The 14,537-nt window shown below is 66.5% G+C and carries 11 protein-coding genes and 2 pseudogenes; 12 read left to right on the forward strand and 1 reads right to left on the reverse strand.

The window, feature by feature from the left end; genetic code table 11:
• Positions 1 to 7 precede the first annotated feature (7 nt).
• The 5 genes from OR16_RS46550 (at position 8) to OR16_RS30215 (ending at position 3,693) form a co-directional block, all read left to right on the forward strand.
• Positions 8 to 139, forward strand: a complete 132-nt coding sequence (locus OR16_RS46550; RefSeq protein ID WP_081488919.1) for a zinc-ribbon domain-containing protein — start codon at positions 8 to 10, stop codon at positions 137 to 139.
• A 60-nt stretch (positions 140 to 199) separates the two neighbouring features.
• The gene (locus OR16_RS46555; RefSeq protein WP_006162465.1) at positions 200 to 1,570 is read left to right on the forward strand and encodes a DUF3426 domain-containing protein; all 1,371 of its coding nucleotides are present in this window, start codon (positions 200 to 202) and stop codon (positions 1,568 to 1,570) included.
• 69 nt (positions 1,571 to 1,639) lie between these two features.
• Positions 1,640 to 2,140 (forward strand): thiol peroxidase, encoded by a 501-nt coding sequence (gene tpx, locus OR16_RS30205; RefSeq protein WP_006162466.1) that lies wholly within the window; start codon positions 1,640 to 1,642, stop codon positions 2,138 to 2,140.
• Between the two features lie 115 nt (positions 2,141 to 2,255).
• A complete protein-coding gene (locus OR16_RS30210) occupies positions 2,256 to 3,203 on the forward strand; it encodes a carbohydrate kinase family protein (RefSeq protein WP_006162467.1) in 948 nt (315 codons plus the stop codon).
• 22 nt (positions 3,204 to 3,225) lie between these two features.
• Positions 3,226 to 3,693, forward strand: a complete 468-nt coding sequence (locus tag OR16_RS30215) for a hypothetical protein (RefSeq protein WP_006162468.1) — start codon at positions 3,226 to 3,228, stop codon at positions 3,691 to 3,693.
• 416 nt (positions 3,694 to 4,109) lie between these two features.
• Here the strand turns inward: OR16_RS30215 and OR16_RS30220 are convergent.
• Positions 4,110 to 4,705 (reverse strand): annotated as a pseudogene (locus OR16_RS30220) (histone H1-like DNA-binding protein).
• A 766-nt stretch (positions 4,706 to 5,471) separates the two neighbouring features.
• On the opposite strand from OR16_RS30220, the gene OR16_RS30225 reads away from it, so the two are divergent.
• From OR16_RS30225 to OR16_RS30255, 7 genes and pseudogenes are all read left to right on the forward strand, one after another.
• The gene (locus OR16_RS30225) at positions 5,472 to 5,693 is read left to right on the forward strand and encodes a hypothetical protein (protein ID WP_006162470.1); all 222 of its coding nucleotides are present in this window, start codon (positions 5,472 to 5,474) and stop codon (positions 5,691 to 5,693) included.
• Positions 5,694 to 6,466: 773 nt separating this feature from the next.
• Complete coding sequence (locus tag OR16_RS30230) at positions 6,467 to 6,895, forward strand: DUF2147 domain-containing protein (protein WP_423739696.1); 429 nt, start codon at positions 6,467 to 6,469, stop codon at positions 6,893 to 6,895.
• A gap of 344 nt (positions 6,896 to 7,239) precedes the next feature.
• Positions 7,240 to 8,574, forward strand: a complete 1,335-nt coding sequence (locus OR16_RS30235) for an MFS transporter (RefSeq protein WP_006162472.1) — start codon at positions 7,240 to 7,242, stop codon at positions 8,572 to 8,574.
• A gap of 14 nt (positions 8,575 to 8,588) precedes the next feature.
• Positions 8,589 to 9,821: a metal-dependent hydrolase family protein gene (locus OR16_RS30240; protein ID WP_043421778.1), complete on the forward strand. Its 1,233-nt coding sequence runs from the start codon at positions 8,589 to 8,591 to the stop codon at positions 9,819 to 9,821.
• Positions 9,822 to 10,024: 203 nt separating this feature from the next.
• Positions 10,025 to 10,927, forward strand: a complete 903-nt coding sequence (locus tag OR16_RS30245) for a LysR substrate-binding domain-containing protein (protein ID WP_006162474.1) — start codon at positions 10,025 to 10,027, stop codon at positions 10,925 to 10,927.
• Positions 10,928 to 11,052: 125 nt separating this feature from the next.
• Entirely contained in the window at positions 11,053 to 12,036 is a 984-nt protein-coding gene (locus OR16_RS30250; RefSeq protein WP_006162475.1) for a Bug family tripartite tricarboxylate transporter substrate binding protein, read from the forward strand.
• A gap of 351 nt (positions 12,037 to 12,387) precedes the next feature.
• Positions 12,388 to 14,474: pseudogene (locus tag OR16_RS30255) on the forward strand (TonB-dependent receptor).
• The last annotated feature ends 63 nt before the right edge of the window (positions 14,475 to 14,537 follow it).

Below are 14,537 nucleotides of genomic sequence, written 5' to 3' on the forward strand. Positions count from 1 at the left end.
CCAGCCCATGGCCGCAGCCAAGCTCGTCACGCGTTGTCCGGCCTGTCGCACCGCCTTCCGGCTGGTGGCGGACCAGTTGCGGCTGCGCCGGTCCGCTGTGGCCAGTGCGACACCGTCTTCGATGCGCGCGAGCACCTGATCGCGCTGCCGGCTACCGAGCCGGCCGGCCCTGAGACCGCCGCGCAGGCGGGACCAAGCATTGCCGCCCCTGCCCCCCGAGCCCCCGGCACGGGAGGCGCCCGCCGAGCACGCGCACGAAGGCGCACACCAGGCTGCGCGCGCCCCGCGCAAGCGGACGCATGCCGGAGCGCACCCGGCCCCCGAAGCACAGGCAGTCGAAGCCGCCGCCGTGCCGCACGAAGCAGCGCACTTCGACACGCCTCCCCAACACGACGCCGACGACAGCCGCCCTCCCGCTGCGCCCTTCGACCCCGGTTACGACCCTGGCTACGACGTGCCGGCACTCGACGCGCCCACCGTCATGCTGTACCAGACGCAGGCGGAAGCGGACGAGGCCGTGCAGGTGCAGGTGCAGGCCAGCAACCATCAGGCGGAGCCGGAAGCCGGCACCGCCGACGCTGACGAGGACGAGCCTTCCGCGGTGTTCGTACCCGGCATCGTCGAGGGCGAGGAAGCTGGCCTTGCCGCCGCTACCGACGCAGACGCAGAGGCAGAGGTAGAGGCAGAGGCAGAGGTAGAGGCATCGCAGGCCAGCGAAGCACCTGCCCCCGCGCCGGAAGCAACATCCTGGCCGCAACTAGACCCCAGCACGCTGGGCGACGACGATGCCACGCACACCGCGGACATCGCCGATACGGAAAACGCTGCCGACACGGCGCAAGCGGCGAACGAAGCATCCGCCACCAGCCATGCCGCCTCGAGTGCCGCCGCCGACGCCAACACCGCCGCCATCCCTAGCGCAAGCGGCTACCTGCGCGCCGAAGCACAGGACGACCTCCCCGAAATTCCCGAAGCCATGGCACGCGGGCAGGCCGAGCGGCCGTGGATGCGCAGCGACACGCCCGCCACCCCATCTTTCGCGCCCGACTTCCTGCGCCACGCGCGTGAGCGCGATCCTGGCCCGGCCAAGCGCAAGCGCATGCTGCAAAGGCTGGCGATCGGGTTCCTCGTGATTGCGGGCCTGGTGCAAGGCACCTACCTGGCGCGCAGCCAGTTGTCCGGCCGCTTCCCCGTATTGCGCCCTGCCTTCGAGGCGGCCTGCGCCCGGCTGGGTTGCGAGGTGGCGCCGTGGCGCGACATCGACGCCTTGCGCATCGAGAGCTCGCAACTACAGAAGCAGGATGAGGCGTCCGACGCCTACCTGCTCGCCGTGACGCTGCGCAACCAGGGCCGCGCCACCGTGGCCCTGCCCGCCATCGAGCTGGTCATGACGGACCTCCAGGACCAGCTCCTGCTGCGCCGTGTGCTGCAACCGGCCGACTACCTCGAAGCCGAGCAGCTCGCCTTTGCCGCACACGGCCTGCGGGCAGGCACGGAGCTTCCGGTTCGGGTACGATTCCGGTCGCAGCAGGCGGCGGCAAACTACCGCGTGCTGATCTTCTACCCCTGAATTCCACCGGGCTCGCCGCTCATCCCGAGCGCCCCGATTCGCGAGTCCGCATTTCACACAGGAGCACATATGAGCAACGTCACCCTCGGCGGCAACGCCATCGAAGTCGGCGGCAAGTTTCCGCAAGCCGGCGACAAAGCCCCTGCATTCTCGCTGGTCGGCAAGGACCTGAAGGACGTCACGCTGGCCGACTTCGCCGGCAAGCGCAAGGTGCTCAATATCGTCCCCAGCCTGGACACTCCGGTGTGCCAGGCTTCGGCTCGCAAGTTCAACGAAGCCGCCAGCGGCCTGGCCAACACCGTCGTGCTGACCATCTCGGCCGACCTGCCGTTCGCCATGGGCCGCTTCTGCACCGCTGAAGGCCTGGCCAACGTGGTGCCGCTGTCGCTGATGCGCGGCGCCGACTTCAAGGGCAATTACGGCGTAGACGTCAAGACCGGCCCGCTGGCCGGCGTGACCGCACGTGCCGTGGTGGTGCTCGATGAGAACGACACCGTGAAGTACAGCGAACTGGTCTCGGAAATCAAGAACGAGCCGAACTACGACGCCGCACTGGCCGCGCTGAAGTAAGCGCGCCACCTGCCAGGCGCGGCCACCCGGCAAAACGGGTGGCCGTTTTTGCATTCAGGGGCACCGGCCCAAGCCCGCGGCCCCGTCAGCCCGCACTACGAGAATTGGAGAGAGCATGTCCAGCCTGATCTGTGGATCCGTTGCCTACGACACCATCATGACGTTCGAGGGACATTTCCGCGAACATATCCTGCCCGACCAGATCCACATGCTGAACGTGTCCTTCCTGGTCCCGTCCATGCGCCGCGAGTTCGGCGGCTGCGCCGGCAATATCGCCTACTCGCTCAAGCTGCTTGGCGGCGATCCGGTGGTCATGGCCACGGTCGGCGTCGATGCCGAGCCTTACCTGCAACATCTGCGCGCGCTCGGCATCAGCACCGAGCATATCCGCACCCTGCCCGACACCTTCACGGCGCAGGCGATGATCACGACCGACCTGGAGAACAACCAGATCACGGCGTTCCACCCCGGCGCGATGAACCAGTCGCAGCTCTCGCAAGTGCAGGACGCGCTCGGCGGCAGCAACGCACCCGGCCTGGGCATCGTCGCCCCCGACAGCCGCGAAGGCATGCTGCACCACGCCCGCCAGTTCGCCGACGCCGGCGTGCCGTTCATCTTCGACCTGGGCCAGGCCATGCCGTTGTTCAACGGCGACGATCTGCGCCAGTTCGTTGAACTCGCCAGCTACGTGACGGTCAATGACTACGAAGCCCAGGTTCTGCTGTCGCGTACCGGCTGGACCAGCGAAGAAGTCGCCGCGCAGGTCAAGGCGTTCATCGTGACCCACGGCGAGAAGGGCGCCACCATCTTCGCCGACAAGCAGAAGTACAATATCGCCTCCGTAAAAGCGGATCGCGTCGTCGACCCGACCGGCTGCGGCGATGCCTTCCGCGGCGGCCTGCTTTACGGCATCGAACGGGGCTTCGACTGGGAAACAACGGGCCGGCTTGCCAGCCTGATCGGCTCCATCAAGATCGCGCACCAAGGTCCGCAGAACCATAAACCGTCGCGCGACGAAATCGGTGATCGCTTCCAGTCCGCTTTTGGCTACCGCTACGAGTAACACCTTTTTCGGGATTGATCCTATGCACACCCTGATTCGCACCAGCGCCATCGCGCTCGCCGCCGCAGCCACCCTGGTGGCTGGCTGCGCCTCGCAGTCGAACTCCGCCAGCATCTATACGCCTGGCCAGGCGCAGCGTGAGCAGACCTTGCGCTACGGCGTGGTCGAGACGGTTCGCGAGGTGCTGATCCAGGGCGACCAGACCGGTGCCGGCACCATCGCCGGTGGCGCCATCGGCGGCATCGCGGCGGGCAGCACCATCGGCAGCGGCGGCGGCTCGGTGGCGGCCGTCGTGCTGGGCGCCGTGCTCGGCGGCATCGCAGGCAGCATGGCCGAGAACAAGATCAGCCAGCGTCGCGGGCTGGAAATCACCGTGCGCCTGGACAACGGCGAGATGCGCGCCATCGTCCAGGACGCCGACGAAGCCTTCCGCCCGGGCGAGCGCGTGCGCTTGCTGTCGTCGGGCGGCACGACTCGCGTCACGCACTAAGAGCGGGACGCGGGGATGGCATAGGGCGACATAGGGCGGCATAACGCGGCATAAAGCGGCCCTGGATGGCCGCGTAGCGGCCGGCACCCCCCACGGTGCCGCCCTGCCGCGCAGTGGCTTCTGGCACGTTCTGGAGCGACCTCCGGGAGCGCGCGGCGCTCGCCGCAACGCAACCCCGGCAAAGCGCTGCCTCCTTCACCGGAGCAGCGCTTTTTCTTTACTCTTTGCCGCGATCCCGGCCAGCGCTCCAGTATCCCGCTTGCCGTGTTTTGACCGCCCATGAAAAAACCCGCCGGGCTTGCGCCGTCGGCGGGTTGGCAAGACTAGCGTCTTGCGGACCGGATACGTGGTATCCGGTCAGTGCGGCACGCCCTGCGTGCCTTGGCAATTCCCAGCAGTAGCCGTTACCGGCACGCTTACGGACGGGTGCCCGTGGGGAAAGGCCATGCCGCAGCCGGGTTCAGCGCGGTCTTGGCAGCTGCAGCGGGTGCAACAGCAGGTGCAGCGGCAGGCTTGGCAGGCGCGGCCTTCTTGGCAGCAGCCTTCTTGGCCGGTGCCTTCTTGGCAGCAGGCGCCTTCTTGGCCGGTGCAGCCTTCTTGGCAGCAGCCTTCTTGGCAGGCGCGGCCTTCTTGGCAGCCGGTGCAGCCTTCTTGGCCGGTGCGGCCTTCTTGGCGGCGACCTTCTTGGCCGGTGCGGCCTTCTTCGCTACAACCTTCTTGGCGGCACCTTCTTGGCCGGTGCGGCCTTCTTGGCTACGACCTTCTTGGCTGCGGCCTTCTTGGCCGGTGCGGCTGCCTTCTTGGCCGGCGCTGCCTTCTTCGCTACGACCTTCTTGGCAGCGACCTTCTTCACTGCAGCCTTCTTGGCCGGCGCAGCTTTCTTGGCCGGTGCTGCCTTCTTGGCGGCGACCTTCTTCACAGCGGCTTTCTTGGCCGGGGCGGCTGCCTTCTTGGCGGCCGGCTTGGCGGCGACCTTCTTAGCCGCCGGTTTCTTCTTTGCAGTCGTTGCCATGGATAACTCCTTCACTAGAGAGTGAATATCGAATGACCTAAGTTGGCGACCCGACCGACCCGAGGCGCGATACTGCGGTGCGACCCCAATCGAGCGAGCGATTCATCGGCGCACGGCGCGCATTGTGGCCGCACGCTAATGAATTCGGTGGCAGGGGCACCGCGGCGCGCGGTGCGAATGTGGCCAAGCGGAGCCCACAGCCGGGCTTCTGACGCTTGCCGCGCCCTGGAATATTCGATCTGTCCGCGCCATCCGCCGGATCGGCACGCGACATGAAAAGAGAGATATCGGCCGGCATATCCGCGATGCGGGCTAAGCCACGCACACCGCGTACGGCATTCTTTCGGGGGTAGTTCGCCCATCCCGTTACTGGGCCAAAGGAGACTGCACGCGTTTTAGAAAACCAGTACGGCTTGGTCTGCGTCAAAGTTCTAGTGCTCCTGAGCTACCTGTTTCATTGCATCGAAGTGGGCGGCGCTCATCGTTGCGCATCACGTCCAACCTCATCGTTGCATCTTGCTGTCTTGCTTGCCACTCAAGCCATGCAATGAAGTGAGACTCTTGTCAAGGCGAATCATAATTCGTTTGTTGGGCGATGTTAAGAAAAAAGTGCAAAAAAACTTGCGCGCGCGCATGACAACTTCATCGTCTTCGTCGTTGCGCTGCGCTCACCTCGTCTTTGCCTGCGCGCGCTGCGCGCTCATCGTGTCTCTCGCACCCTCGCGGCACTGCTCGCGAGCCTGCTCGGCGCAGCTTCGACACCGCGTTGCGCGAGCGTGAAGACGTCGCCCGCGCGCTCCGTTTTTTCATCTCGCGCGTCATCGCCGGCGCGCCTTCGATGCGCATCGGCGAAGCCTTTCGCGACCATTCCGGAAAACCGGAAACCCGCATGCGCAAAGGCTTTTCGGGAGGCTGGAAATTCCCGCTCGGCAATCACGCGCACGCGTCGCATCGTCGTTACCGCGCGTGTTGCCCGGGTGCCAACTGACGCGGCGCGGACATCGACAACGCCACCGCGGCGACGCGCTTGGGCAACGCGACGCGCAACGCGAACGCAGCGCGTCGCCTCAACTCGGCACGTGCGCTCACGCACAGTGCGCGCAGTGATGCGCCGACGCAACGGTTTGAGAATCGTGACAGCGACACGCGCGCTCCAACGATGCGCGAACGATGCATCGGGCGATGCCGAACGGCATCTCGCACTCGCTTCGCGCAGGCGCTGTCGACGCGCGAGTTGCCATCGCGCGTAGCGCATCGACAGTGGTGTCGCGACGGTAGTAGTGTCGGCACGCGTCCGGCAGCGGATGCCTCGGTGCCTCGACCGGGGAGGCCGATCGCCTGGCGAGGCGTCGGCTCGCGCACCATCCGAATGGACTACCGCCAACGGCGGCGCGGTTGCCGATGCGCGCAGGGAAGACAGAGGGGATGGCAGCATGGCGGCACCAATTAAAACGCCTAGCTAGAGGATTGCTTCGAGTGGCGGCCAGTGGACAATTTGCTGCATGACAGAATCCGCCTGCTGCCAGCCGCCAGGCCGGTCTCCGGCAGGTGCCGACGTGGCTTTGGTGCGTACGCAAAGGTAGGCTGGCGATTGCAGCGCGAGCCCATCGCCAGTAGATTGGCGTACGCGCGCCGCTGGGCTGGTCCTGTACCGGCATCATGGCGCGCACCAACTCGAAGAGGAGATCCCGATGCACTTTACTGCCCCCCGCTCCGTCGCACGCGCAGCCGCCGTCGCGGCACGCGTCACCGTGCTCGCCGGTGCGCTGCTGGGTAGTGCCGCCGCGCTGGCCCAGGCCACCCCGTCCGGCGCATGGAGGACCATCGACGACGCCACCGATCGACGACGCCACCGGCAAGCCGCGCGGCCTGGTGGAGATCAGCGAACAGAACGGCGTCTACAGCGGCAAGCTCGTCAAGAGCTTCGTCGAGAGCGATGGCAAACCCAAGGTGTGCGACAAGTGCACCGACGCGCGCCGCGACCAGCCCATCATGGGGATGACGATCATCACCGGCCTGCGCAAGACTGGCGACAACGAGTGGGGCGGCGGCGAGATCCTCGACCCCGAAAGCGGCAAGCTCTACAAGACCAAGATGTCGCTGGCGGACGACGGCAAGAAGCTCAACGTGCGCGGCTTCATCGGCATCAGCCTGCTGGGCCGCACCCAGACCTGGGAGCGCGAACGCTAGCCATCCACGACAGGCGGTGCCGGTGCCACCGACGGCGCCGGCGACACCGCCTCGTTGCCTGCCCGCATCACCGCCGCGCCACCTCCTCCACACCTCCACCGCACCCCTGCCCGCCTTGCCCACTACTGCCGCGCGTGCCCTTGCGCGGCGTGCGGCCCGCTGCCTGCCATGCGCTGCCCGCATGACGACATGCGCAGAATTCGTTTTCGGCCCGACCTCGCTCCTCCTACCATCGGACTACCTGCCGTGCGCCGCTTTATCCCCGACCGCGCCGGGCGGCGCTGCCACGCCGACCCGGCATCGACGCGGTCCGCGCGCCGGGCCCGCCAACCCAGGAGGATGTCATGCACGCAAGCGCCCACACAGAAGCGCCATCGAAGCCACCAAGCGTCAGCGGCGCGCAACGCCGCCGCGCCATCGTCGCCACCGTGATCGGCAACGGTCTCGAGTGGTTCGATTTCACCGTCTACAGCTTCTTCGCGGTCATCATCGCGAAGCTCTTCTTTCCCACCGGCAACGATCTGTCCTCGCTCCTGCTCGCCGTCGCCACCTTTGGCGTGGGATTCTTCATGCGGCCGGTCGGCGGCATCATCCTCGGGGTATACGCCGACCGCGTGGGCCGCAAGGCGGCGCTGTCGCTGACCATCCTGCTGATGGCGCTGGGCACCACCATGATCGGCCTGGCGCCCACCTATGATCAGATCGGAGTCTTCGCACCGCTGCTGATTGTGGTGGCACGGCTGCTGCAGGGCTTCTCCGCCGGCGGCGAGATGGGCGGCGCCACCGCGTTCCTGACCGAGTACGCACCGGTCGAGCGCCGCGCCTACTACTCCAGCTGGATCCAGGCGAGCATCGGTGTGGCCGTGCTGCTGGGCGCCGCGGTCGGTACCTTCGCCACCGCCGCGCTGAGCACCGAGGCGCTCAATAGCTGGGGCTGGCGCCTGCCCTTCCTGCTCGGCATCGTCATCGGGCCAGTGGGCTACTACATCCGCCATCACCTCGACGAGACGCCGGCCTTCCGCGATGCCACCGACAAATCGGACTCGCCGCTGACCGAAGTGCTGCGCGACTACCCGCGCCAGACCGCGGCCAGCTTCTCGATGGTGATCCTGTGGACGGTCTGCACTTACGTGCTGCTGTTCTACATGCCGACGTATTCGGTCAAAGTGCTCCATGTGCCGCAGTCGACTGGCTTCATCGCCGGCATGGTGGGCGGCCTGGCGATCATGGTGTGTTCGCCGCTGGTCGGGCTGCTTGCCGATCGGATCGGGCGCCGGGTGCTGCTGTCCGCCTCCGCGCTGCTGATCCTGCTGCTGGCCTACCCGATGTTCGTCTACATCAACCAGGCGCCGGGGCTGGCATCGCTGGTGGTGTTCCAGCTGGTGTTTGGCGTGCTGATCGCCACCTATACCGGCCCGATCCTGGCGGCGTTCTCCGAACTGTTCCCGGCCAAGGTGCTGTCGACCGGATTGTCGGTGGCCTACAACCTGGCAGTCACCATCTTCGGCGGCTTCGCTTCGTTCATCATCACCTGGCTGATTGCCAGCACGGGCAGCACGATGGCGCCGGCGTTCTACGTCATGTTCGCCGCCGCGATCAGCCTGGCCGGCACGCGCCTGGTGCGCGAGCCCGCCTACCTTCACCCCGCGCGGGCAGCCCGTGCCGCTCAACCTGCCTGATGATCGTCCCGCATATGAAACAGATCCTGCTTAAGGGCGGCAACGTCCTCGACCCTGCCCACGGCAGCCTCCTGCAACGCCACGATGTGCTGATCGAAGGCGAGCGCATCGTCGAAGTTTCGGCCACGCCGATCCGCGCGCCTGCCGCGCAGGTGATCGACCTCGCCGGCAAGACCGTCATGCCCGGGCTGATCGACTGCCACGTGCACGTGCTGGCCTCGCTGGCCAACCTCGGCCTGAACGCGGTGCAGCCTAATGTACTGGTGGCGTTCCGCGCCATGCCGATCATGAAGGCCATGCTCGAGCGCGGCTTCACCACCGTGCGCGATGCGGGCGGCGCCGACTGGGGCCTGTCGCAGGCAATCGAGACCGGCCTGGTGCCTGGCCCGCGCATCTTCCCATCCGGCAAGGCGCTGTCGCAAACCGGCGGGCACGGCGACTTCCGCCCGCGCGCCGACGTGCTGGAGCCATGCTCATGCGCTTTCCGTGCCGGCGCCATCGCCCGTGTGGCGGATGGCGTCGACGCGGTGCGCCTGGCGGTGCGCGAGGAGATCCAGAAGGGCGCCACCCAGATCAAGATCATGGCGTCCGGCGGCGTAGCGTCGCCCACCGACCCGATCGGCAACACGCAATACAGTGAAGACGAGATCCGCGCCATCGTGGCCGAGGCCGAGGCGGCCCAGACGTATGTGATGGCGCACGCCTATACCGGCCGCGCCATCGCGCGCGCGGTGCGCTGCGGCGTGCGCACCATCGAGCACGGCAACCTGGTTGACCGCGAAGCTGCTCGCGTGATGCGCGAGCACGGCGCGTTCGTGGTGCCTACCCTGGTCACCTACGAGGCGCTCGCGCGCGACGGCGCGCGCCTGGGCTTGCCGGCGGAATCGGTGGCCAAGATCGAGACCGTGCGCCAGGCCGGCCGCGATTCGCTTGCCATCTACGCGGAAGCCGGCGTGCCGATGGGCTTTGGCTCCGACCTGCTGGGCGAGATGCACGCGGCCCAGTCGGATGAGTTCCGCATCCGCGCGGAGCTGCTCGGCAACCTGGAAGCGATCCGCAGCGCCACCTCGACCGCCGCCGCGATCCTGCAACGCGAAGGCGAGCTCGGCACCGTGCGGGCCGGCGCGCTGGCCGACCTCATCGCGGTGGACGGCAACCCGCTGGCGGACATCGGTGTGCTCTGCGGCCAGGGCGAGCACTTGGCGCTGGTGATGCAGGCCGGCAAGCTGCATCGGCAGCCCGCCTGAAAGCCAGGATGCCGAACGAAGCCGGCAGGACAGGCCAGAGCCGTCTGCCATGACGACGGCTGTCCCTCCCTCTCCCCTCAGGGCCCCCTCAGGGGGAGAGGGCCGGGTAGCGGGGTGGCTTAGCTGGCAGCCACTTGTAGCGAAGCCGACGGTTTTATACTCCCCCCGCACTATCATGGCGACTAAACCGTCGAGTCCCCGCCATGCGTATCTCCCCCCTTCCGCCCCTGCCCTGCCTGGTCGCTTTCGAGTCGGCCATGCGGCATGGCAGCTTCACCCGCGCCGCCAGCGAACTTCACCTGACGCAAAGCGCCATCAGCCGCCAGGTGGCGCAGCTCGAGCACTTCCTGGGCAAGAAGCTCTTCATCCGCGAGCCGCGCGCATTGCGCCTGACCGTGAGCGGCCAGGCCTATGCCGAAGAAGTGCAGCGCCTGCTATCGGCCTGCGCCGAAGCCACCGAGGACGTAATGAAGCGCAAGGGTCATGGCGAGCTGACGGTGGCGTGCTCGTCCGGCGTGGCCGTGCTCTGGCTCACCCCCAGGCTGGGCGCGTTCCGCGCAGCGCATCCCGGCATTCACCTGCGCCTGCTCGTCAACGACAGCCTGGCCTCGCTCTCGCCCGCCGAATTCGACGTGGGCATGTACTACCTGCGCGAGGGACCACCACCGGGACTGGCTTCGCGCCGCCTCTACGATGAAGACGTGTTTCCCGTCTGCGCACCGCACTACCTGGGCGGCCGCCGGCTGGAGCCGGCCGACCTCCCCGGCGAGACCTTGCTGATGCTGGAGGACGGGCAGCGCCAATGGATGTCGTGGCAGACCTGGCTGGCGCACAACGGGCTGGCGGACGCGCGGCCGCCGCACAAGCTGGTGGCCAACCAGTATCCGATCCTGCTGCAGCTCGCGATGGAAGGCCAGGGCATCGCGCTGGGGTGGCGCCACATGATCGACCGCTGCCTGCAGGAGGGACTGCTGGTGCGCGCCTGCGAGGCGAGCGCGAGCCTGGGCGGCGGCTACTACGCGGTGTGGCCGCAGGACCGCGCGGAGGCCGCGGCAGCGCGGACGTTGCGCAACTGGCTGGTGCAGCAGAGCGCGGAAAGCCAGTAGCAGGCTGGCGAACGGGGGTTCAGCGAATTGACAGCTTCGCTGGTTATCATCCGTTGCTTGCAGCCGCACCTTCGTACCTAAGTACCTAAGTACCTAAGTACCCAAAACAGCCAATGGAGACAACCATGCGTATTCCCGCCACCAGCCGCGCGCTGGCCCTTGCCGTTCCCGCCCTGTTCGCCGCTGCCGGCTTCGCCATGCCCGCGCGGGCCACCGATGCCTGGCCGACCCACGTGATCAAGTTCGTCGTGCCGTTTACCGCCGGTGGCGCCAATGACCTGGTGGCGCGCGCCGCCGCCGACGCGGTCGGCAAGCGCCTGGGCCAGACGGTGATGATCGAGAACCGCCCGGGCGCTGGCGGCGTGGTGGGCGCGGACTACGTGGCCAAGGCCAAGCCGGATGGCTACACCTTCCTGATCGGCGCCGTAGGCACCGTCACCAACAGCCTGATCCGCGCCAAGATGCCCTACGCGGCCGACGACCTGGTGCCGGTCTCGCTGGTCGCGGTGAGCCCATCCGTGATCGTGGTCTCGCCGTCTCTGCCGGTGAACAACCTGAAGGAACTGGTCGAGTATTCCAAGAAGCAGGCATCGGGCGCCAACTTTGCCACCGCCGGCAGTGGCAGCACGCCGCACTTTGTCGAAGAGATGCTCAAGGAGAAAGGCGCGGCGCTGACCGTGGTGCCTTATAAGAGCGGCTCCGAGAGCATCACCGCGGTGATCGGGAACCAGGTCACGGCTACCTCCGAGGCCAGCGTGGTGGTGCTGCCCAACATCAAGGCCGGCAAGCTCAAGGCCCTGGGCGCGACCTGGGACAAGCGCATGAGCGCGGCGCCGAACATCGCGACCACAGCCGAGCAAGGCATGCCGGACGTGCGCATCGGCCACTGGGCCGGCGTGTTCGCGCCGAAGGGCACCGACCCCGCCATCCTGAAGAAGATGAACGCCGAAATGAGCGCCGCCATGCAGACGCAGGAAACGCGCGACCGGCTGATTCCCAACGGCATCGAACCCGCCGGCGGCACGCAGGAGAGCTTCATTGCCTTCATCAAGTCGGAGCGCGAGCGCCTTGGCCGTCTCGCAAAAAACGCCAACATGACGGCGGAATAAGAAATATTTCAACCGCCCCTGTGAAAGGGGTGGGCAATGTCTTGTATCGGGCCCGTTACGTACGGGCCCGTTTCTTTTTCTTAAAGTGTTTTATACACAACTTTTAGTCAGCGATGTGCGCAATTGAGTTCACCAATGCCGAATCATGTTTCTTAGTTAGAACATTGAAGGCGGCTCTGTATTGTCTGTGATAAAAAGACAACGCGAATTGCAACGCAAATCATTCGCATTTATATTCCGGCTCGACCAACCATAACTGCCTCCGCCGTTGGCCGAACCGAACCAGACGTGCACTTTCTCGCCGCTGCCGGCCGGCTCGTACCCGCGGCCGCACCGGAACCGAGAAACGACATGAATCGCCGCACGCCGATCGCAACTGCCCTGCTCGCGCTGTTCGCCACGCCCGTTGTCACCCTGGCCCAGACGGCCGCCACGGCCCCCGCGACGCAGCCCGCGCCGACGCTGCATGAAGTGGTGGTGCAAGGCAGCAGCGCCAACGACGATTACAACGCGGTGAAGAGTTCGATCAGCAAGCTGCCGGCGGAACTGCGCGACATTCCGCAATCGGTCACGGTGGTCAACAAAGCGCTGATCGACGCACAGGGTGGCACCTCGCTGGCGGATGCGCTGCGTAATGTCCCGGGCATCACCATCGGTGGCGCCGAGGGCGGCCAGATCGGCAACAACATCAACCTCAACGGCTTCTCCGCGCGCACCGACATCTACCTGGATGGCTTCCGCGATCGCGGCCAGTACTATCGCGACATCTTCGCGCTGGATTCGGTGGAAGTGCTGATGGGCCCCTCCTCGATGCTGTTCGGGCGCGGATCCACCGGGGGCGTGATCAACCAGGTCACCAAGAAGCCGTCGCTGAAGGCTGCCACCGAAGTCACCCGTCATGGCGCCTGGGCATCGGCACCCCCACCGAGATCACGCTGTCGGCGCTGCTGCAGCACAACGAGGACCAGCCCGATTACGGCCTGCCGGCCATCAATGGGCACCCGGTCAACGTCAACCGCAAGACGGCCTATGGCTTCAACGACGACCGCACCATCCAGGACGTGGCCGCGCTGGGTGCCACCGTGGATCACAAGTTCTCGCCCAACCTGCGCCTGCGCAACCAGACCCAGTTCAACTACGTCAACACCAACGCGCGCGAAACCGCGCCGAATGCCGTCGGCACGGTCAACGCCAAGGGCTTCGCCCCGCTGACCACCACCACGCTGCCGCTCGATGCGCTGTTCGTGCGCCAGCAAAGCCATGACCGCCATATCCGCGACTACTCGATCTTCAACCAGACCGAGCTGACCGCCAAGTTCGACACCGGCCCGGTCAAGCACACCGTGCTGGTGGGTGCCGAGATCGGCCACGATGGCTATGACAACCAGAACTACTACCGCAACGGCAGCTGCAACGGCGTGGCGCTGAACGCTGCGGCGAGCGCCACCGCGGCCGCCGGCACCAGCGGCTATGCGGCGTGCGAGCCGGTCGTCAACCCGACCTACAGCAACTCGCCGGCCACCGCGCCGAGCGTGGCCGGCAACCGCCAGGGCGCCGCTGCCAACACGCTGGCAGCCTATATCAACGACTCGGTGGAGTTCAGCAAGCAATGGAAACTGGTGGGCGGCCTGCGCTACGACAAGTACATTGCCAGCATCACCAACTCGGTCAACGCGTCCAACACGCTGGGCAGCACCGTGTTGCCCAGCGCCAACCAGACCGTCAACTTCACCAGCGTGCGCGTGGGCGGCATCTGGCAGCCGACCGAGGCGCAGTCCTACTACCTGTCGTACGGCACGTCGTTCAACCCGTCGCTGGAGCAGCTGGTGGGCACCGTGGGCCAGCAAAACCTGGACCCGGAAAAGAACAAGTCCTATGAAGTGGGCGGCAAGTGGGACCTGCTGGGCGGCGACCTGACGCTGAACTCGGCGCTGTTCCAGATCACCAAGGACAACGCCCGCAGCCAGATCGACGCCACCACGTATTCACTGGCCGGCAAGATCCGCGTGCGCGGCTTTCGCGCCGGCGCGACCGGCCGCATCACCAGCAAATGGCAGGTCTTCGCGGGCTACACCTACCTGGACGGCGAGATCGTCAACGGCATCGCCGCCGGCACGCAGGGCATGGTCCCGACCAATACGCCCAAGCACACCGCGACGGCATGGACCAGCTACCGCGTGCTGCAGGACTGGGAAGTGGGCGGCGGCGCCTTTTATATGTCGCAGCGCTACGCCAACAACACCAACACCGTGCAGGTGGGCGGCTACGTGCGCTGGGACGGCATGATTGCCTACCATCAGCCGAAGTACGACGTGCGCCTGAACCTGTTCAACGTGTTCGACAAGAAGTACTACGATGCGCTGATCCAGTCGGACGGCGGACGCTCGGTGCCCGGCACCGGCCGCACCGCGATGCTGTCCCTCATTTACCGCATGTAAGCTGAGGTAAAGTGGCGTGACGCCATGTCACACCACGCGGCAGGGCCGGAAACCTCCCGCGCG

Source organism: Cupriavidus basilensis OR16 (assembly GCF_000243095.1).
Classification (GTDB): Bacteria; Pseudomonadota; Gammaproteobacteria; order Burkholderiales; family Burkholderiaceae; genus Cupriavidus; species Cupriavidus basilensis_D.